The sequence below is a fragment of the Sphingobium sp. TomMM35A genome (assembly GCF_054771735.1).
Genome location: NZ_BSRC01000001.1, coordinates 1,667,766 through 1,686,442, shown reverse-complemented (window position 1 = coordinate 1,686,442; position 18,677 = coordinate 1,667,766). Strand labels below are relative to the sequence as shown.

22 protein-coding genes are annotated in these 18,677 nt (G+C 63.8%); 8 read left to right on the top strand and 14 right to left on the bottom strand.

The window, feature by feature from the left end; translation table 11 throughout:
- Positions 1-5: 5 nt before the first annotated feature.
- Complete coding sequence (locus tag ACYU8T_RS08395) at positions 6-1,208, bottom strand: hypothetical protein (protein ID WP_461159091.1); 1,203 nt, start codon at positions 1,206-1,208, stop codon at positions 6-8.
- Between the two features lie 48 nt (positions 1,209-1,256).
- Here ACYU8T_RS08395 and ACYU8T_RS08390 point away from each other — a divergent pair, with 48 nt between their 5' ends.
- From ACYU8T_RS08390 to ACYU8T_RS08355, 8 genes are all read left to right on the top strand, one after another.
- Positions 1,257-1,394: a hypothetical protein gene (locus ACYU8T_RS08390; protein WP_461159090.1), complete on the top strand. Its 138-nt coding sequence runs from the start codon at positions 1,257-1,259 to the stop codon at positions 1,392-1,394.
- A 26-nt stretch (positions 1,395-1,420) separates the two neighbouring features.
- Positions 1,421-1,615: a DUF4169 family protein gene (locus ACYU8T_RS08385; RefSeq protein ID WP_461159089.1), complete on the top strand. Its 195-nt coding sequence runs from the start codon at positions 1,421-1,423 to the stop codon at positions 1,613-1,615.
- A 167-nt stretch (positions 1,616-1,782) separates the two neighbouring features.
- Entirely contained in the window at positions 1,783-2,721 is a 939-nt protein-coding gene (locus tag ACYU8T_RS08380; protein WP_461159088.1) for a hypothetical protein, read from the top strand.
- A gap of 165 nt (positions 2,722-2,886) precedes the next feature.
- Positions 2,887-4,104: an argininosuccinate synthase gene (locus ACYU8T_RS08375; protein ID WP_097092182.1), complete on the top strand. Its 1,218-nt coding sequence runs from the start codon at positions 2,887-2,889 to the stop codon at positions 4,102-4,104.
- 75 nt (positions 4,105-4,179) lie between these two features.
- On the top strand, positions 4,180-4,833 hold the full coding sequence (locus ACYU8T_RS08370; RefSeq protein ID WP_461159087.1) for a PAS domain-containing protein: 654 nt from the start codon (positions 4,180-4,182) through the stop codon (positions 4,831-4,833).
- 127 nt (positions 4,834-4,960) lie between these two features.
- A complete protein-coding gene (locus ACYU8T_RS08365) occupies positions 4,961-5,599 on the top strand; it encodes an EF-hand domain-containing protein (RefSeq protein ID WP_247230552.1) in 639 nt (212 codons plus the stop codon).
- 71 nt (positions 5,600-5,670) lie between these two features.
- Complete coding sequence (locus tag ACYU8T_RS08360) at positions 5,671-6,390, top strand: response regulator (RefSeq protein WP_097092180.1); 720 nt, start codon at positions 5,671-5,673, stop codon at positions 6,388-6,390.
- The gene (locus ACYU8T_RS08355) at positions 6,387-7,733 is read left to right on the top strand and encodes a sensor histidine kinase (RefSeq protein WP_461159086.1); all 1,347 of its coding nucleotides are present in this window, start codon (positions 6,387-6,389) and stop codon (positions 7,731-7,733) included. Before ACYU8T_RS08360 ends, ACYU8T_RS08355 begins: the two co-directional genes overlap by 4 nt.
- Before the next feature lie 205 nt (positions 7,734-7,938).
- Here ACYU8T_RS08355 and ACYU8T_RS08350 read toward each other — a convergent pair whose 3' ends face one another.
- The 13 genes from ACYU8T_RS08350 to flgB form a co-directional block, all read right to left on the bottom strand.
- Positions 7,939-8,994, bottom strand: a complete 1,056-nt coding sequence (locus tag ACYU8T_RS08350) for a flagellar motor protein MotB (protein ID WP_461159085.1) — start codon at positions 8,992-8,994, stop codon at positions 7,939-7,941.
- A 3-nt stretch (positions 8,995-8,997) separates the two neighbouring features.
- On the bottom strand, positions 8,998-9,861 hold the full coding sequence (gene motA, locus ACYU8T_RS08345; RefSeq protein ID WP_201514745.1) for a flagellar motor stator protein MotA: 864 nt from the start codon (positions 9,859-9,861) through the stop codon (positions 8,998-9,000).
- Positions 9,862-10,093: 232 nt separating this feature from the next.
- Positions 10,094-10,939, bottom strand: a complete 846-nt coding sequence (locus tag ACYU8T_RS08340; protein WP_461159084.1) for a flagellin — start codon at positions 10,937-10,939, stop codon at positions 10,094-10,096.
- Positions 10,940-10,951: 12 nt separating this feature from the next.
- Positions 10,952-12,286 carry a flagellar hook-associated protein FlgK gene (gene flgK, locus ACYU8T_RS08335; protein WP_097092175.1) on the bottom strand — a complete coding sequence of 445 codons (1,335 nt, stop codon included), beginning with the start codon at positions 12,284-12,286 and terminating at the stop codon, positions 10,952-10,954.
- The gene (locus tag ACYU8T_RS08330) at positions 12,283-12,594 is read right to left on the bottom strand and encodes a rod-binding protein (protein WP_461159780.1); all 312 of its coding nucleotides are present in this window, start codon (positions 12,592-12,594) and stop codon (positions 12,283-12,285) included. Before ACYU8T_RS08330 ends, flgK begins: the two co-directional genes overlap by 4 nt.
- A complete protein-coding gene (locus ACYU8T_RS08325; protein WP_461159083.1) occupies positions 12,594-13,724 on the bottom strand; it encodes a flagellar basal body P-ring protein FlgI in 1,131 nt (376 codons plus the stop codon). Before ACYU8T_RS08325 ends, ACYU8T_RS08330 begins: the two co-directional genes overlap by 1 nt.
- Positions 13,724-14,365 carry a flagellar basal body L-ring protein FlgH gene (locus tag ACYU8T_RS08320; RefSeq protein WP_461159082.1) on the bottom strand — a complete coding sequence of 214 codons (642 nt, stop codon included), beginning with the start codon at positions 14,363-14,365 and terminating at the stop codon, positions 13,724-13,726. Before ACYU8T_RS08320 ends, ACYU8T_RS08325 begins: the two co-directional genes overlap by 1 nt.
- Positions 14,366-14,508: 143 nt before the next feature.
- Positions 14,509-15,297 (bottom strand): flagellar basal-body rod protein FlgG, encoded by a 789-nt coding sequence (gene flgG, locus ACYU8T_RS08315; RefSeq protein WP_461159081.1) that lies wholly within the window; start codon positions 15,295-15,297, stop codon positions 14,509-14,511.
- Positions 15,298-15,358: 61 nt separating this feature from the next.
- Positions 15,359-16,102, bottom strand: coding sequence for a flagellar basal body rod protein FlgF (locus ACYU8T_RS08310; protein ID WP_461159080.1), 744 nt, complete (start codon positions 16,100-16,102; stop codon positions 15,359-15,361).
- Between the two features lie 193 nt (positions 16,103-16,295).
- Complete coding sequence (locus ACYU8T_RS08305) at positions 16,296-17,159, bottom strand: flagellar hook-basal body complex protein (protein WP_097092170.1); 864 nt, start codon at positions 17,157-17,159, stop codon at positions 16,296-16,298.
- A gap of 67 nt (positions 17,160-17,226) precedes the next feature.
- Positions 17,227-17,886 (bottom strand): flagellar hook assembly protein FlgD, encoded by a 660-nt coding sequence (locus ACYU8T_RS08300; protein WP_201514741.1) that lies wholly within the window; start codon positions 17,884-17,886, stop codon positions 17,227-17,229.
- Positions 17,883-18,293: a flagellar basal body rod protein FlgC gene (gene flgC / locus ACYU8T_RS08295; RefSeq protein ID WP_461159079.1), complete on the bottom strand. Its 411-nt coding sequence runs from the start codon at positions 18,291-18,293 to the stop codon at positions 17,883-17,885. The genes ACYU8T_RS08300 and flgC overlap by 4 nt, the downstream gene beginning before the upstream one ends.
- Positions 18,294-18,295: 2 nt before the next feature.
- Positions 18,296-18,667 (bottom strand): flagellar basal body rod protein FlgB, encoded by a 372-nt coding sequence (flgB, locus tag ACYU8T_RS08290; RefSeq protein ID WP_097092167.1) that lies wholly within the window; start codon positions 18,665-18,667, stop codon positions 18,296-18,298.
- Between the last annotated feature and the right edge of the window lie 10 nt (positions 18,668-18,677).

Sequence of the window (18,677 nt, the reverse complement as noted above, 5' to 3'; positions counted from 1 at the left end):
GATCATCATGCGAACTTCGCGTTCGCCAACCATGACAGGATCGCGTCTGCGCCTCGCACTGATGAGGGACGGGTGCTGCGCGACATGGTGTAGTCGAAGATTTCCTCCTGCCGGGCCTCATAAAGACGGCCCCGCTCTTCAAAATGGGGGAGCAGGGGGAAAAGGGACGCTGCCGAACGAACCACGTCGCCCGCGCTCCACGAGAGGTAAGGCAGCGCTTCGTCATCTGCCCGGCTATGCGTGTCGATGAAGAAGGCAGGGCGGGGGCGAATGAGAAATTCGTAAATCTGGCTGCTGACATCCCCGATATAGGCATCCGCCGACAGCGTGTAGCTCATGTCGGTCAGCGCTTCGCTGTCGATGTCGATGCGGATGTTGGCGCATTGCCGCCACTGCGGGTTGAGGTCGGGCCGCCGCCGCGCCATGCGATATTCCGGCGAGATATGCAGTTTCTTCCGGAACAGCATGATGTGGGGCGCGAAGACGAGATTATAGGCCTGCCCGGGACCAAAGGCGAACCAGTCGATCAACGCCGGGCCATGATCATACCAGCTGGACAGGTGGGGATCGAAATGCGGGTTGTAGAGGAAGGTCGGGCGGTCGTTCTCAAAGAATTTGCGGGTGGCCTGGCGATTGATGAGGTCGAATTTAGGGTAGCCGATGATGGCGACCGTTTCAGGTGAAGCCAGGCCGTGGCGGATCATTTCATCCGCGACCTTGCGCCCCGAAACGAGCATGGCGTCGAAGCCGCTCATGTCGGGATGATAGGTGACGGAGCGGTCGCCCGCGCCGTGCGGTACGAAGATGAATTGTGGGCCGTCCTCTTTCCATTGGCGCTTGAGATGAAGGCAGGTACGTTCCGGGCTGACGATCAGGGTGGCGTTGCGCAGTTCGCCCGCATGATGGGTAAGCCGCTTCAGCCTTTCGGCAGGCGCGATCCGGTTGATCAACCGGGTCAACAGGCCTGGGCGGGGCAGGCTGAGGTCGAACCAGCCGATGCGCTCCGCAGCCTCTTCCCCCAGCATCGATCGTAGGCGTTGCGCGATCGCGCTGGTGCCGTAGGCGCAGACGATGGGCCGATCCACGTCCCTCAGCGCCAGCACCTTCAATATGCCAGCGGTATGCGCAAGCTGGTGGGTCGCGTCATGGTTGAACAGGAACAGCAGGGATCCGGGCGGTATCCGATTCTCTGGCGGTGACGCTCGCATGAAGACGCCAGTATCGGGCAAGCAGCCTTGCGTCAAAGATGGGCGTGCATGAACATATTCGCGGAATATGGCATTATGGTCGCCGCTGGTTTCGTCATTCCCTATCCATGGCCGCTCATGTCCTTCCTGTTCAACGGGAAACCGTTCAGAAAGCGGGAAGCGCGCGCTGGACGGGCTCTGACCTGAACGCTGTGGCTGATCGGAGGTGAAGAATGGCCGACATCATCAATCTGCGGCAGGCGCGCAAGGTCAAGGCGCGGAGGGACAAAGAGCGGGTGGCTGCTGCCAATCGGGCGAAGTTCGGCCAGACGAAGGCCGAGCGCGAGGTGCGGCGGGCTGAAGATGCGCGGGTGGAGCGGCTGCTGGATGGCAGCAGACGGGATGGTGACGTCGATCCGGTTGAATAGCGGTCGGGATGATAAGCAGTCAGAGGGAGCGGTGTAGGTCACGCAAGATGAATGGATATTCATCTTATGGTGAGATAAAACAACTCGTCTTTTGGGAAAATCAACTCGTCGTTAATCCGTGACCATGTCTGCGGTCAATTGAAAAGCTCGTTGGTTTAGTTGGGGCTATGAGAGGATATATTCATTCTGCTCGCCCGGCTGGCGCCGCGATTGCCGCTGTTCTGGCCCTTGGTTCAACCTATTCTTTCGCGCAGGAAGCTGTTGCTCCGGACGCGGCTTCGCCAACTGTCGTCGTGCCGCCGCCGGTTGTGGCGCCTGCCGCACCGGCTCCTCAGGCGATGGTCCAGCCGACAAGCTCGGTTGAAGAGCGGCTGAATGCTGCGGTGGCTGCTTCGGAAGCCGAAACGGCGGCGGCTCCTGTCGCTGACCGGCCGCGTGCGCGCACGGCGACTGCGCCGGTAAGGTCCGCGCCCCGCGCTGAATCTGCGCGATCGGCGGAGCGGACGGAGGCGCAACCTGTAGCGGCGGCTCCGCAGCGTGAGGCTGCCGTTGCTCCGGTGCCTGCGCTGAGCGAAGCTGCACCTGCTGCCGCTGCAACGGCTGAGGTGCGGGAAGCTAGTGCTGCCGATGCTGGTCCAAGCGAATCGCTCCTGTGGGCTCTGGGCGGCGGCGCATTGCTGCTGGCTGGGCTTGGCGGGGCGGCAGCCGTTCGTCGCCGCCGCAGTCGTGTGGAAGCGGAGGACGAGGTCTTCGCCACGTCGGCGACCCCGATCGTCGAGGAGCCTGCTGCTGCCGCGCCGATAGCTGAACCCGCTGGCGCGCGCGCGCCCGCACCGCTTGCTGCCGGGGCTGCTTATGGCTCCAGCCTGGAGGCGATGGTCGCCGCACCGCCGAGCGCGGACAATCCCTTCCGGACGCAGCGCAAGCGCCTCGCGCGGGCGCGGTTCCTGCTCGCACAGCAGGAGAAGCGGGAGCAGGCGCCTTATGGCGATGCGCGAGCAACCGTGCCGCCGCAGACGATCCATGCCGAACCGCAGATGCAGACCGTCTATCGGATGGGCGCGGATCGCAATCGCCGGATGAGCTTCAAGCCGCAAACGCGCTAAAGCCACCGAACGACCAGCAGACGGGGGCGGCATCGCAAGGTGCCGCCCCCTTTGCTTGCTTGATCCATGTCGATTCGGTTGCACTTGGGGCCGACCCCTGATACCGGCGCGCCGGTAATTTCGCGCCAGCACCAGGCCAAGTTTTTAAGGAAGGTCGCTCCACCCATGTCCGATAAGATCAACCGCATTGTCCTTGCCTTCTCAGGAGGGCTCGACACAAGCGTGATCCTGAAATGGTTGCAGCAGACCTACCAATGCGAAGTCGTGACCTTCACGGCCGATCTGGGGCAGGGCGAGGAGCTGGAGCCCGCGCGCCAGAAGGCCAAGCTGATGGGCGTGCGCGACGAGCATATCTTTATCGACGACCTGCGCGAAGAATTTGTGAAGGACTATGTGTTCCCGATGATGCGCGGCAACGCGCTTTATGAGGGATTGTATCTGCTGGGCACGTCGATTGCCCGCCCGCTGATCGCCAAGCGGCAGATCGAGATAGCGCGGCAGGTGGGAGCCGATGCCGTCAGCCATGGCGCGACCGGCAAGGGCAATGATCAGGTGCGTTTCGAGCTGGGCTATTATGCGCTGTCGCCCGACATCAAGGTGATCGCGCCGTGGCGGGAATGGGACCTGACCAGCCGCACGCGCCTGATCGAATTCGCCGAGCAGCACCAAATCCCGATCCCTCGGGACAAGCGCGGCGAAAGCCCGTTTTCGACCGACGCGAACATGCTGCACACCTCGTCCGAGGGCAAGGTGCTGGAAGATCCGTGGGAAGAAGTGCCCGACTATGTCTATTCGCGCACGGTGAACCCGGAAGATGCGCCCGACGCGCCGGAATATATCACCATCGATTTCGAACGCGGCGATGGCGTGGCGATCAACGGCGTGGGCATGAGCCCCGCGACGCTGCTCGAAACCCTGAACGAATATGGCCGCAAGCATGGCATCGGCCGCCTCGACCTGGTCGAAAACCGCTTCGTGGGCATGAAGTCGCGCGGCATGTATGAAACGCCGGGCGGCGCCATCTATTATCTCGCCCACCGTGGTATCGAGCAGCTGACGCTCGACCGGGGCGCGGCACATCTGAAGGATGAGCTGGCGCCCAAATATGCTGAACTCATCTACAACGGCTTCTGGTTCTCGCCCGAGCGCGAGATGTTGCAGGCGGCGATCGACTACAGCCAGGAAAAGGTGACGGGCACGGTTCGCCTGAAGCTGTACAAGGGCGGCGTCTATGTCGTCGGGCGCAAGTCGCCCTATTCGCTCTACAGCGAAAAGGTCGTGACGTTCGAGGATGATGCGGGTGCTTATGACCAGCGCGATGCGGCGGGCTTCATCAAGCTCAATGCGTTGCGGCTTCGTCTATTGGGTCGCCGCGACGGCTGATGATATCACTTTCGCTATATAATTTAGCGTCGAATTAACCATCTGCACGGCATATCCCCATGATGGAGATTTGCCGTGCAAGGTATTGAAATCGAGCCTGCGTCGATCTGGCGGGCGATCGAGCGGTCGACGGCTATCGTCACCTTCGATCGCGAATGCCGCGTCACAGGGGCGAACGATAATTTTCTCGACCTGTTCGGCTATCGCTTTGCCGATGTAGAGGGGCGTCATCACCGCATGTTCTGCGAAGTGGACTATGCCGCGTCGCGCGACTATGCCGAATTCTGGGACCGGCTCCAGTCCGGCCAGTTCGACACCGGGTCCTATCGCCGTCTGGACAAGCAAAGGCAGCAGGTGTGGATCCGGGGCAGCTACAACCCGACATTCGGGCCTGACGGCATGCAGACCGGCGTCATCAAGTTTGCGCATGACATCAGCGATCAATATCGCGCCGTCGCCGCGCGCGAAGAGGCCGAGCATCGGTTGCGCCTGCAGGAAAGCGAACGCCGCGCCGATGTCGAGCGGGTACTCAGCGAAGTGAACAGCATCGTCGGATCGATCGCTGGCATCGCGCGCCAGACCAATTTGCTGGCGCTGAACGCATCGATCGAAGCGGCGCGCGCGGGGGAGGCGGGCAGGGGATTTTCCGTGGTCGCGGCAGAGGTCAAGAAGCTGGCGATCGATACGCAGGAAGCGACCGGGCGCGCGCGAGCGATCATCGCGGGCTAGAGGCGCTGCGATACATATTGCGACAATTTAGCCCGTGACGTGACAAGTTTGCGGGACAAGTCTTCCTCATAAGGGGTTTCAAGGACGGCGATGGCCGTTCGGCACCCCTTTGGAAGGAAGAGAAGAGATGATCCGCAAATTTCTGGGCACTGCTGCTGTCGGCGCTTTGTTCGTTGGCGGGCTCGCGGGCACGCAGATCGCGCTCGCGCAGCCGGGCGATGGCGGGCCCGGTGGCCGCCATGGCGGCATGATGGCGAAGGCCGATGCGAACAAGGACGGCAAGATCAGCAAGGCTGAACTGACCGCAGCGCTCGACGCGCGCTTTGCGAAGATGGACGCCAACCGCGATGGCAAGCTGACCAAGGAAGATCGCGAAATCCGCCGTCAGGCGCGGCTCGACCAGCGTTTTGCCGCTCTGGACACCGACCGCAACGGCCAGATCAGCAAGGCGGAGTTCGCGGCCGGGCATCAGGCCCGCTTCGGACGCGGTGAAGACGGCAAGGGCCGGGAGGGCCATTGGGGCAAGCGCGGCCATCATGGCTTTGGCGGCGGCAGGATGTTCCATGGCGGCGGCGCCCGTGGCGAGGCGATGAAGGACGGGGTCATCACGCGCGCCGAGTTCATGGCCAAGCCGCTCGCGATGTTCGACAAGGCCGACGTCAACAAGGACGGCTTCGTGACCGCGGACGAGATGAAGGCAGCGCGTCAGGCCATGCGACAGGCATGGCAGGCGAAGCGCGGGGCGGACGCCGCTCCCCGCAACTGATCTTCAGGGAAGGGTGAAGGCGCGTGTCCTTCACCCTTCCAAGCTGCAGATAGTCGTGACAGATATCCTCCATGAACGAAAAACCCCATCTGCTGCTCGTCGATGACGAGCGTTCGATCCGCGAGCCGCTGGCGCAATATCTTTCCCGCAACGGATTTCGCGTGACCGCCGTCGAAAACGCGGCGGAGGCGCGGCTGCGGCTGAACGCGAACGCGATCGACCTGGTGATCCTGGACATCATGATGCCGGGCGAGGACGGGCTGTCGCTTTGCCGCCACATACGCGAGACGAGCGAAATCCCGGTCATTCTGCTGACGGCGAAGTCGGAGGAGACGGACCGGATCGTCGGGCTGGAGATGGGCGCGGACGATTATGTGCTGAAGCCCTTTTCCCCGCGCGAACTGGTGGCGCGGATCAAGGTGATATTTCGCCGCGTGGCGACGGGCGGCCAGCGGGTTACGGCTCCCGACGGCGCAACCTATGCCTTTGCGGGCTGGCTTTTGAAGACTCAGGAAAGGGTGCTGGTGGATCAGGAGGGCGTTTCGTTGCCGCTGTCCACGGCGGAATATAATCTGATGCTGGCCTTTGCCACCCGGCCCAATCAGGTGCTGAGCCGGGACCAGTTGCTCGACATCACGCAGGGGCGTGAAGCCAATGCCTTCGACCGGGCGATCGACAATCAGATCAGTCGACTCCGCAAGAAAATCGAGCCTGATCCCAAAAACCCGACGCTGATCAAGACCGTGTGGGGCGGGGGCTATACCCTGTCGGCCGATGTGAGGAAGCTGTGAAGCGCCTTCGCCTGTGGCCGCAGAGCCTGGTGGGCCAAATCATAATTCTGGTCGCGATTGCCTTGTTCGTCGCGCAGGCGATCAATTTCGGGCTGCTGCTGCGGGAGCGGAACCGGATGACGCTGACGGCGCAGACGGCGCCCGGCGTCTATCGCATCGTCGATGCGCTCGACAGCCGGGGCGAGCCCCCTGCGCGTCTTCGTCCGGGGCGCGCGCGCTTCTTTCGCGCGCCTCCCATACCGATGGGCGAGGCGCGGCCAGAGATTGAGCGGCGCGCGCTGGCCATGTTCGCCGAGGTCGGCTTCCCCATGCGTTCGGTGCAAGTGTTTGAAGAAGATCGCCCGCCGCCGATGCGCCGCACGGACAGCATCAGGATGCGCGTCATGGGCGACATGCGGGGTGAGCCGCGTGGCGGCCGGCTGACGATGGCAGCCGAATATGCGCCGGGGAAATGGGTGGTGACGCAGACGCGGGCTGGCAATCGGGCGCCGCGCTTTGGCGGCTGGCTCGCCTGGCAGACGCTAATCCTTTACGTGATCGTGCTGGCGCCGCTGCTGTGGGTCGGGCGCAGGCTGGCGCGGCCTTTGGGACAATTGACCCGGTCGGCGCAGCAATTTGCGCGGACGGGGTCGGCCGATCCCGTGGAGGAGCGTGGGCCCGGTGACGTGCGCGAGTTGACCATGGCTTTCAACGCGATGCGCAGCCGCATCTTCGCGATGCTGGACGAGAAGGACCGGATGCTGGGCGCGATCGGCCATGACCTGCGCACGCCGCTCGCGTCGCTGCGGGTGCGGGCGGAGTCGGTGGAGGATGAGGGCGAGCGCGCGCGCATGTCGCAGACGATCGACGAGATGAACCGGATGCTTGAGGATATTCTCTCACTCGCGCGGGCGGGCCGGAGCAGCGAGGCGGAGCAGAAGGTCGACCTCGCCGCGCTGGCCGACGCGGTGGTGGAGGATTTCGTGGAATTGGGCGCGCCGGCGGAGATGGCGGAGAGCGAGCGCGCGGTGGCTTCCGTGCGGCCGCAGCAGATCAGGCGGGCGCTGCGCAACCTCATCGAAAATGCGATCGTCTATGGCGAGCGTGCCCATGTGTCCGTGGTGCGGGAGGACGGAACGATCCGGCTGGTGGTGGCGGATGATGGGCCGGGAATTGCCGAGGACCGGATGGATGAGATGATGGAGCCCTTCACCCGGCTGGAGGGATCGCGGAACCGGGAGACCGGGGGTGCTGGGCTAGGCCTTGCGCTGGTGCGCGCGATCATGGCGGAGCATGGCGGGGCGCTGAAGCTTGCGAACCGGGCTGGCGGCGGGCTGGAGGCGAGCTTGGTGCTGCCGGTTTGAGGGTGGGAATGCTCAAGGAATTTTGAGTGACCTGCTCCCTCTCCCCTTCAGGGAAGAGGGCTGGGGAGAGGGGGGAGGCACCGAGACCGCCTTTATATTCCCCTCTCCCGCCTGCGCTACGCTCGGCACCTCGGCCAGAGTCGCGTGCCTCTGGTCGACCCCCTGAAGGGGAGAGGGATACAGTGCGCTCACCCCCCAAAACTAATCAATGTTTCCCCGGCTTGCTCGACGTGCCCGGCGCGGTTGGGTTCATCACCTGCACCCCTGCGGGCAATCCCGTGCCGCCCATGTCGATCTTCGTCGCTTCCTCGCGAGCGACGCGGGCGGGGTCGTCGCGTTCCTTGATCGCGGCCTTGGTTTCCTCGTCCTGCCCCTGATCGTCGGTGCCGCTGCTGCCGCCCTGGCTCCAGCCGAGGATGATCGACATGCGGCGGTTGCGGGGGTCGTAGATATTGCCCTTGGCGAAGGGTTCGCGGTCGGCGACGCCTTCGATGCGGGCGAAGCGGTCGTTGCCGATTCCGCTCGCCGCCAGCGTCTTGCGCGTGGCTTCGGCGCGGGCGGAAGAAAGCATCCAGTTATTCATGCTCTGCCCTGAGCTGTAGGGCAGGCCGTCGGTATGGCCGCGCACGATCAGCGGGTTGGGCATGCCGCGCACGACGCCCGCCACTTCGCTCACCAGATCGCGTGCCTGTGGCAGCAACCGGTCGGTGCCCATGGCGAACATCGCGAAATTGGCTTCGTCGATCAGGTCGATGCGCAGCCCTTCGCGCGTTTCGGTGAAGCGGACGTTGCGGCGCAGCTTGTCGAGCCCCTTCTTGCGGGCCATGCGCGCTTCCAGTTCCTTCTTCACCGCTTCGAACTTCATGCGGTCGGCGGCACGGGTGGCCTTACCGCCCTGATCCTTGGTGCCGCTTGCGTCGCGGGGGATGGTGATGGCGAGATTGCCCTGGCCGCCCGTGGTGGGGTAATTTTCCTTGCTGACCATGGAATCGCCGCCGAACAGGCCGCTCGACCCGGCCGAGGCCATTTTGAGTTCGACCAGCGTCGGCGTGAAATAGTCGGCCAGGCCCTTGCGCTGCTTTTCGGTGGTCGCGCCAAGCAGCCACATGAGCAGGAAGAAGGCCATCATCGCCGTCACGAAGTCGGCATAGGCGACTTTCCAAGCGCCGCCATGATGGCCGCCATGGCCATCGACGATGATCTTCTTGACGATGATCGGCCGTGGTTCGGGCTCGTTCGCGCCGCGTTTCTTGTCCGCCATGGCTTATTTGCCCCGCATGCCGTCGAAGACTTCGGCGAACGCCGGCTGGTTGGCGTGGGTCAGGCTGGAGCGGGCGGCTTCGATCACCAGCGGCTGCGGGTGTCCGTGCAGCGAGGCGATGATGATCTGCTTCACGACATGGTACATGGCGCCGTCCGCTTCGATCACCGCGCGGCAGCGGTTGGCGAAGGGGCCGACCATGCCATAAGCGAGCAGAACGCCGAGGAACGTGCCGACCAGCGCCGAACCGATCATGCCGCCCAGCACCGAAGGCGGCTGGTCGATCGAGCCCATCGTCTTCACCACGCCGAGCACCGCCGCGACGATGCCGAGTGCGGGCAGGGCGTCCGCCAGCCCCTGAAGGTTGTCGGCGGGCTTCAGCGCCTCATGATGATGGGTCTTGAGGGCATTATCCATGACCTCTTCGACCGCGTGCGGATCAAGCGTGCCCGAGGATACGACAACCAGGCGCAGCGTGTCGCTGATCAGGTGGATCAGTGTCTTGTCCGCCATCAGGCGCGGATATTCGGAGAAGATGGTGGAACTCGCCGGATCTTCGATATGCGGTTCCAGCGCCACGGGGCCTTCGACGCGCAGCGTCTTCATCAGGCGCGAGACGAGGAAGATGCAGTCGAGAAAATCCTGCTTCTTGTATTTGGGGCCCTTGAACACCTTGCCCAGGCCACCGCCCAGCGCCTTCAGGTCCGCGCCGGAGTTGCCGATGATGAGCGCGCCGACAGCGGCGCCGCCGATGATCAGCATTTCGTGCGGCAGGGCATGCAGAACCGGGCCGATGTCGCCACCCGTGAAGATGAAGCCGCCGAACACCATGGCGAGCAGCACGACCAGGCCAATGATTGCGAACATGATTACCCCTGAAAATTCTGCCCGCCGGCGTTCATCCGGCGACGCAAGATGCGCTTGCGTCAGATGGTTAATGCGGAATGGTTAGCGGGAGGTTTAGGACGGCGGATTTTTCTGCCGTTTTGATTTCTTATTGTCATCCCAGCAAAAGCTGGGATCTCAGGAGAGTGCGCGCCACGCCGCCGAGATCCCATCTTTCGCTGGGATGACGAACAGCGGCGGGCGGTGTTGATGCTTAGCGGATCAGATCGAACAGCGTTTGCTGGTTGATGCGCGCGAAGGCGGATTGGGCGGCTTCCAGTTGAAGCAGCTTGCTCTTCACCGAAGAGATGACTTCGGCGAGGTCGGTCGACTCCAGCCCCTGGCGGCGTTCCTTCAGGTCAAGATCGACGCTGGTCAGCCGGTTGCCGGTCACGTCCAACCGGTCGCTGCGGACGCCTTGCTTCGCCTGTTCGATGGTGACGTGGCTCTGCCCCGCCTTGATCGCGGTCAGCGCCGACTGGAGGTCAGCATCGGTGCCGCTCTGCAAGGCGGTGAGCGCCTGGCCCAATATGCCGTCCAGCGTCATGGGCGTGCCGCCGACATCGATCCCTTCCGAAACCTCCTGCCGGGTGCCGACCACGGCCAGCTTCAGCCCGCGGCTGACCGGGACGAGGACGCTCTGCGCGTCGTCGAATACCGGGACGCCCTGATAATCGGCCTGATTGAGGAGGGCGCCGATTGCCTCGCGAATGCCCTTCACATCTTCGAACATCGCGGTGCGCTGCGCGTCGTTCAGCGATCCGTTGCGGGCGGACGTCACCAGTTCCTGCGCGCTGATGAGCAGGGTGTTGATCTCTTCCAGATTGGCTTCGGCATTGGCGGCGCGGCCCATGCCATAGCTGACATTGGCCTGCCAGGACGATTGCTGCGCCTGCGCCTTGCCGATTTCCGACACCTGGACCCAGGCCAGCGCATTGTCCGACGGCTTGGTCAGCGTGATACCGGTCGAAATGGCGGTCTGCCCTTCTATGATGCCCTGCGACAATTGCTGCTGACGGCGGATTTCGGCGATCAGCGTCTTGTTGGTGATGCCTACCATGGGTCAGCCCTTTCAGATGATCTGCAGGATGGCGTCGACGGTTTCCTTCGCGATCTGAAGGATTTTCGCCGAACCGGAATAGGCCTGTTGCAGGCGCAGGAGTTCTGCCGCCTCCATATCGAGATCGACGCCGCTCACCGCTTCGCGCGCGGCGATAGCCTGGTCGCTGCGGCCCTGCGCGGTCGTCTGCTCGGCCTTGATGGATGCGAGCAGGTTCGCCTGCGTCGCGATGATCGAGGTCCAGCCCTGCTCGACGCTGCCATTGCCGCGCAGCACCGTCGAAACGGTAAGCAGGTTGCCGTTCAGCGTTCCGTCCGCCGACTTGGTCGCGAGCGCAACGGGATCGGTGATAAGTGCGGTGACAGTCGCCGCGGTCGTCCCGGACAGCAGCGCGCCGCCCACCGCATTGGCATCGGTACGCCCCTGCGCGTGCCAATTGTTCATGTCCGTCACGAACTGCTGCGCCAGCGTGTCCAGGCTGGTGCGGCGCTGCGATGTCGTGACGGCCGAGGAAAAGAGGCCACCAAGCGTACCATTTGCAGGTGCTGTCAGCGCGGTTCCGCCAGCCGTGGCGAGCGCCAGCGTGCCATTCGCGTTGACCGTCAACGCCAACGTGGTGGCAGCGTCGCCCTGCACGATCGTCGTGCCGTTATAGTTGATCGTTGCCACGTCATGCGCGCCGAAGCTGATATCGACATTCAGGTTGGCCGACAGCGTGTTCAGCGCTGCGTCACGGCTGTCCAGTAGCTGCGCATAGGCCGACGTGCCGGGCTGCGCGCGCAACAGGCTGTTGTTGATACCGGCCAGTTGCGACAGCGAGCGGTTGATGGTTTCGACGGATGCCGTGGCTTCGGTGGCTATGCCGCTGGATACCTGCGAAAGATCGGCCGAGGTCCGCTGAAACGCTTCGGCAACGCGGCTGATGCTGTCCAGCGTGGTGACGCGCAGCGAGCGGTCGCTGGGGCTGGCGGCGAGCTTGTCCATATTCTGGTACATGCCGGTCATCAGCTTGCCGATGCCGGTTTCCGTATCGTTGAGCGCGCCTTCCAGGTCGGTCATCCATCGCAGCCGGGCGGTGGAATTGCTGAGCGCCATGCCACTGGAGCGCACGGCCGCGTCCAGATAGGGGTCGGACGCACGGTTGACGCCCTGCACCTCTGTCCCGCCGAAATTGGCGCGGGCGATATAGGTCGCCATCGTGGCAGTCGAGGAACCCGATTCGATTGTGGTCAGCGAGCGGCGCGAATAGCCTTCGGTGCTGGCGTTTGCGATATTTTCCGAGATCGCGGCCATTGCCTGGCGATAGGCCTTGGTGCCCGAAGCGCCGATGATGAAGAGGTCGCTCATGCGCCCTTATCCTGCGCGATAGCCGCAGGCGCGACCGGCTGGCGGGCTTCATATTGGCGCAGCAGCATTTCGGCGATGCCAAGGCTGCCTTTTTCCGCCATCGTGTCGGCGGTGCGCGCGTCGGACATGTCGCGAAACTGCTCCGTCGCGCTCGAATCGAAGATGCCTTCGCCGCCGCCCGACTGGCGCATGGTGCCGATCATCTGGCGCAGGAAGATCGCTTCGAACTGCTTGGCGACCTTTTCCAGCTGCGCCTTTTCGGGCGATGCGGGAGCTTGAGCCCCTGCGGAAATCCGTGAAATCTGCATCACAACACCACCAGTTCAGCCTTCATCGCGCCCGCCTGCTTCAAGGCTTCGAGGATCGCGACCATGTCGGCGGGGGACGCCCCGATGGCATTCACCGCCTTCACTATATCGGCCAGCGATGCTCCACCTTTAAAATTAACCATTGGTTTCTTTTCCTGATCGATCGAAATCGAGCTGGAAGGCTCCATGGCGGTGCGCCCTTGCGAGAAGGGAGCAGGCTGGACGATGCGCGGACTTTCATTGACGCTGACGGTCAATTTGCCATGCGCGACGGCGGCCGGATGGATCTTCACCGCGCCGTTGATGACGACGGTGCCGGTGCGGGCGTTGACGATGACCTTGGCGGGCGCGTCGGCGGGCTTGATCTCGATATTTTCGATCATGCCCATCATCATGATGCGGTCGGTCGCGCCGGGGGCAGCGGTGATGTCCACCGACACGGCGTCGGTCGCGCGCGCGCGATTGTCGCCGAAGGTGCGGTTGATGCCGTCCGCTACCCTGAGGGCAGTTGTGAGGTCCGCTTCGGTCAAGTTGAAGGTGAGGGTGGGGGCAGTGTCGAAGCCGGTCGCGACCGCACGCTCGACCGTCGCGCCGCCGGGAATGCGGCCGGCCGAAGGAATGTTGACCGACACCTGGCTGCCGTCCGCACCGGATACGCCCAGGCCGCCGACGGCGAGGTTGCCCTGCGACATGGCGTAAATCTCGTTATCCGCGCCGCGCAGGGGCGTCATGATCAGCGTGCCGCCGCGGAGCGACTTCGCCTTGCCGAGCGCCGAGACGGTGACGTCCAGGCGCTGGCCGGGTTTGGCAAAGGCGGGAAGATCGGCCGTCACGAGAACCGCCGCCGCGTTCTTGAGCGCGGGGTTGATCCCCTGCGGCAGCGTCAGGCCGAAGCGCGACACCATGCCCTTCACGCCCTGCGTCGCATAATCCAGGCTGTCATCGCCCGTGCCAGCCAGGCCGACGACGATGCCGTAGCCCGTCAGCTGGTTGGGGCGCACGCCCTGGAAGGTGCCGAGGTCCTTGATCCGCTCGGCGTGGGCGGGGGTGGTCACAAGACTGGCGAGCGCCAGCACCGTTGCGAGCATGATGCATTGAAAGAAGCGGGTCATGGCTCCGACGGTCTCCATCAGAAGGGGCTGATCATCGAGAAGAAGCGCTGCAGCCAGCCTTGGCGGCTGGCGCGGGCGATTTCGCCCTTGCCGGTGTAGATGATCTTGGCGTCGGCCACGCGGGTCGATGCGATGCGATTATCCGGGCTGATGTCGGCCTGGCGGACAAGGCCGCTAATCTGGATATATTCGTCGCCGCGGTTGAGCGTCAGCGCCTTTTCGCCCTTCACCAGCATCGTGCCGTTGGGATAGACCGCCGCGATCGTCACGGTGATTTCGCCATTCAGCGCGTTGGATTGGGTCGCATTGCCCTTGCCGGTAAAGCCCTGGTCGCCGCTGGCCGCGATGTCGCTGGGCGAGAAGAGCTTTGAGAAGAGGCCGGTGGTCGGCGGCGTCAGGCCGATGCTACCGCTGCGGCTGGTGTCGGCGCTGTTGGTCTTGGTCGCTTGCGTCCGTTCGACCAGCACGATGGTGATGATGTCGCCGACGCTCTGCGCCCGCGCGCCGCTGGTGAGCGGGGTGTAGCCCATCGACGCCTGGAAGATCGAGCCGTTCGCTACCGGAGCGGCAGGGGCGGCAACGACGGTGGGGGCATAAAATTGCCGCTCGGCATCGCGCTTTTTGCCGGCCATTGCCGGGGTGGCGGCGAGGGCGGCCATTGCCACACCCAAAATGACCGTTCGGGCTGAGCTTGTCGAAGCCCTGCGCGCGCCCTTCGACAAGCTCAGGGCGAACGAATTTGGGAAGGAGGGCGTAATTTGGTTCAGCCCGAACGGCTTATGAGGGAGGGGCATCGTCAACCTCACAGCTGCTGGTTGACGTACTGGAGCATTTCGTCGGTCGCCTTGATCATCTTGCTGTTCACCTCATAGGCGCGCTGCGTTTCGATCATGTCGACCAGTTCCTCAACGACATTGACGTTCGAGGTTTCGAGATTGCCCGAGCGGATGACGCCGCGGCCGTCGAGCCCGGCGACGCCGACCTGCGGCGTGCCGCTCGCGGCGCTTTCGACCAGCAGGTTGCCGCCGATCGGCTGCAAGCCCGCCGCGTTCATGAAGCTGGCCAGTTCCACCTGGCCGAGCTGGGTCGGTTCGGTCTGGCCCTGAAGGGTTGCAGTGACCGTGCCGTCATTGCCGATGGTGATGCCGGTCGCGCCTTGGGGCACGGTGAGTTGGGGGACGAGGGGCAGGCCATCGCTGGTGACGACCACGCCTTCCGCCGTCGTGCTGAAATTGCCCGCGCGGGTATAGGCGGTGGTGCCGTCCGGGCGCTGGACCTGGAAGAAGCCGGAGCCTTCGATCGCCATGTCGAGCGCATTGCCGGTCTGCTGCAGCGTGCCCTGCGTGTTGATCTTGCTGGTGCCCTGCATCGCGACACCCGAACCGAGGTTGAGGCCGGTCGCGAACTTGTTTTCGCTGTCCGAATTTGCGCCGGCGGCAACCATCTGCTGGTAGGCGAGCGTTTCGAAATCGGCGCGATCGCGCTTGAAGGCGGTCGTGTTGACGTTCGCCAGGTTGTTGGCGATGACGCGCATCTTTGTGTTCTGCGCATCAAGGCCGGTGCGGGCGACGTGAAGGGCTGCGTTGCTCATCGTCTTGAAACTCCGTGGTGCCGGTCAGGCTTGCAGAATGAAAAGCAAGGTTCGTGCCAGATTAACCATCTAGCCGCATGAGCGACGCGCCGCCGTCATCGAGCTGCTTGGCGGTGTCGATCAGCTTCACCTGAGTTTCCCAGGCGCGGCTGGCTTCGATCATCTGCACCAGCGCCGAGGTGGCGTTGACATTGGAGCCTTCGACCGATCCGCCGGTGACAGTGGCCAGCGGGTCCTGCGGCAGCGCACCGCCATTGGTTTCGCGGAACAGGCCGTCCGTGCCCTTGGCGATGCTGGAGCCGACGGCGCGGACGAGCTTCAGGCCGTCGACGCGCTGCGGGTTCGCCGGGTCGCCGCCCTGGGGCACGCCCCAGATGCTGCCGTCCTGCGAGATGGAGACGCTGTCCATTTGTGGCAGGGTGATGGGGCCGCCTTCTCCAAGGACAGGCAAGCCGTCGCCGGTGGTGAGGAGGCCGCTATCGGAGAGCTTCAGGTCGCCGCGGCGCGTATAGGCTTCGCTCCCGTCCGCGGCCTGAACGGCGAGCAGTGCATCGCCGTTCATGGCCACGTCCAGCGGATTGCCGGTTTCGACGACCGCGCCCTGCGCCATGTCGGACGCGATCACCTGTTCGGACGCCTGCGCCCGCGTGTCGAAACCATCGCCCTTGATCCAGCGCGTCTCGGCATTGGCGATTTCCGCCCGGAAGCCAACCGTGTTGACGTTCGCGAGATTGTTGGAAATCGCCGCTTGCCGCGCCATCGCGCCGCGCATTGCGGTGAGTGCCGTGTTGACGAGCCGGTCCATGGGTTTGTCCTGTTATCGAGATTGGCCAGATTTTCCCCGTTCGGGCTGAGCGAAGTCGAAGCCGGTCCTGAGCGCCTGCTGCAAGCAGGCAGTCGAAGGGCCTTCTGCTGAGCGTAGCGAAGCGCTTCGGCTTCGCCTCAGCAGTGCCCTTCGACAGGCTCAGGGCGAACGGGGAAAAAAGAGGTGAACTAAATCAGGTGCGCATGTTGACGATGGTGGTCGACAGCGTGTTCGCCGCCTCGATCGCCTTCGAGTTCGCCTGGAAGTTGCGCTGGGCCGAGATCAGGGCGACCAGTTCCTCTGTGATATCGACATTGGCGCGTTCGAGAGCGCCCGAGCGTACCGAGCCGTAAAGGCCGCTGTTGCCGGTGCCGAAGCGCGGCTCGCCGCTGGCCGAGGTCGAGGTCCAGTGTGCGTCGCCCATCTGGCGCAGGCCGTCCTGGCTGTTGAAGGCCGCCATGGCGGTGGTGCCGAGATAAACGGTCGACCCATCGGCATAGACGCCGGTGATCTGGCCATCCTTGCCGACGCCGACGCTGTTGAGCTGGTTACCGGTGCCGCCTGCAGGCCAGTTGGTGGGAACCTGAAGATCGGCAAGGTCAGCGGAGGTCAGCGTACCCGCGGCAAGGCCAGCGGCGATCGCAGCGCTGGGCTGGCCAGTCGTGGGATCGACCGGGATCACCTGCACGCGGGCGCCGGTCGTGTCAACGACGAAGCGGTCCTCCGTCAGCGACAGGGCGCCGTTGCGGGTGAAGCTGACCTGGCTGTCGCCGGTGCGCTTGACGGTGAAGAAGCCTTCGCCAGTGATGGCGAGGTCGAGCGTCTTGTCGGTGCCCTCGATCGTGCCCTGCGTGAACTGCTGGGTGATCCCCTGGACGCGCGCGCCCTGGCCAGCGACCTGCGTCGTCGTCTGCATCGGCGCGGCGGCGAAGATATCGCCGAACACGGCCTTGCTCTTCTTGAAGGCGGTGGAGTTCACGTTGGAGACGTTATTGGCGATGGTCGCCAGATCGGTCTGGGCGGCCTTGAGGCCGGAAAGCGAGATGTAGAAGGACATGGCGTTGCTCCTTGGGTGAAAAGGATCTGGGGGTGAAAAGGATTTGAAGTATTTCTGGGTGACGAGGTTAGGCGAGTGAAATGGCGTCCGACGGGCTGTAGCTGCCCAATGGAGTGATGAGCTTGGAGGCGCTGCCGTCGGCGGGTGACTGCACGGCGGCGATGGTGGCCCAACTGGCGACACGCGACGGCGAAGCGCCGTTGACGCGAATCTTGAGCGCGTCGGTGGCGACCCGCTCTCCCGCCTCATTCTTGCCGTCCCAGTAGAAATTGACGTCGCCTGCGGGCTGATTGCCAAGATCGATGGTCTTGAGCACGTTGCCGGACCCGTCGAGCAGATCGACGGTCGCGCCGCTGGTCGCGTCCTTGAAGCTGACCTGGCCGATATATTGACCGGACGCGTCGGGGGCGACGATGTTGCTTTGAACCAGCATCGACTTGCCGATCCAGCTTGCCGCATCGCCAAGGCGCGAGCCGGTGAGCTGCGAGGCAAGGCCTTTCAGCGTCTGGTTCATTTCCGCAATGCCGCTGGAGTTGGTGATGGTGGCCATCTGGGCGACCATCTGTGCGTTATCCATCGGCGCGAACGGGTCCTGCGTCTGCATCTGCGCGGTGAGAAGGCGCAGGAAATCGGCCTGGCCCATCTCTGCCTTGCCCGTGCCGACATTCTTGTACGGATTATAGACGGAAAGGCCCGCGCTGTCGGTGACGGTGGAGGTCGTGCTCATTTGCCGATCCTTATGGTTTCGAGCATGAGGGATTTGGCGGTGTTCAGCACCTGCACATTGTTCTGGTACATGCGGGCGGTCTCGATCATGTCGACCAACTCCGCGCTGCTATCGACAGCCGCTTCCCACACATCGCCATTCGCGTCGGCGAGCGGGTGGTTGGGGTCGTGGCGCTTGGTGGGCTTGGCGTCTGTGGTGAGGACATTGGCGACCTTCACCGTCGATACGCCGGGCTTGTCGGTGACCGACTGGAAAACCGGCTTGATGGCGCGATAGGCGTCCGCCTCGCTGCCAGTGACATTGCCCGCATTGGCCATGTTGGAAGCCGTGGCGTTCAATCGCACCAGCTGCGCGCTCATGGCGCGGCCGGCGATGTCGAAGACATTCATGGGGCCAGAACCGCTCATGCTCATTCTCCCTTCAGCGCGCGCGTGATGGTGTTGATGCGACCTTCAAGGAAGGAGAGGGTCGTGCGGTATTTTACGGCGTTTTCAGCAAACAGCGTCTGTTCGGTGCTGAGTTCGACGGTGTTGCCGTCGAGGCTGGGCTGAAGCGGCACGCGATAGCCCATGCTGTCGTCCACGGCCTTGCTGACATCCGCTATTCCGCTGCCCTGCTGGCGCGTCGTCGCTTCCTTCAGCGCAGCGTCGAAATCGATGTCCCGCGCCTTGTAGCCCGGCGTCGAGGCGTTCGCGATGTTGGACGCGAGCAGGGACAGGCGTTGCGAGCGAAGCGCCAGCGCCTTTCCATGTACTCCAAACAATCCGTCTTCCAGCGACATTTCCGTCTTT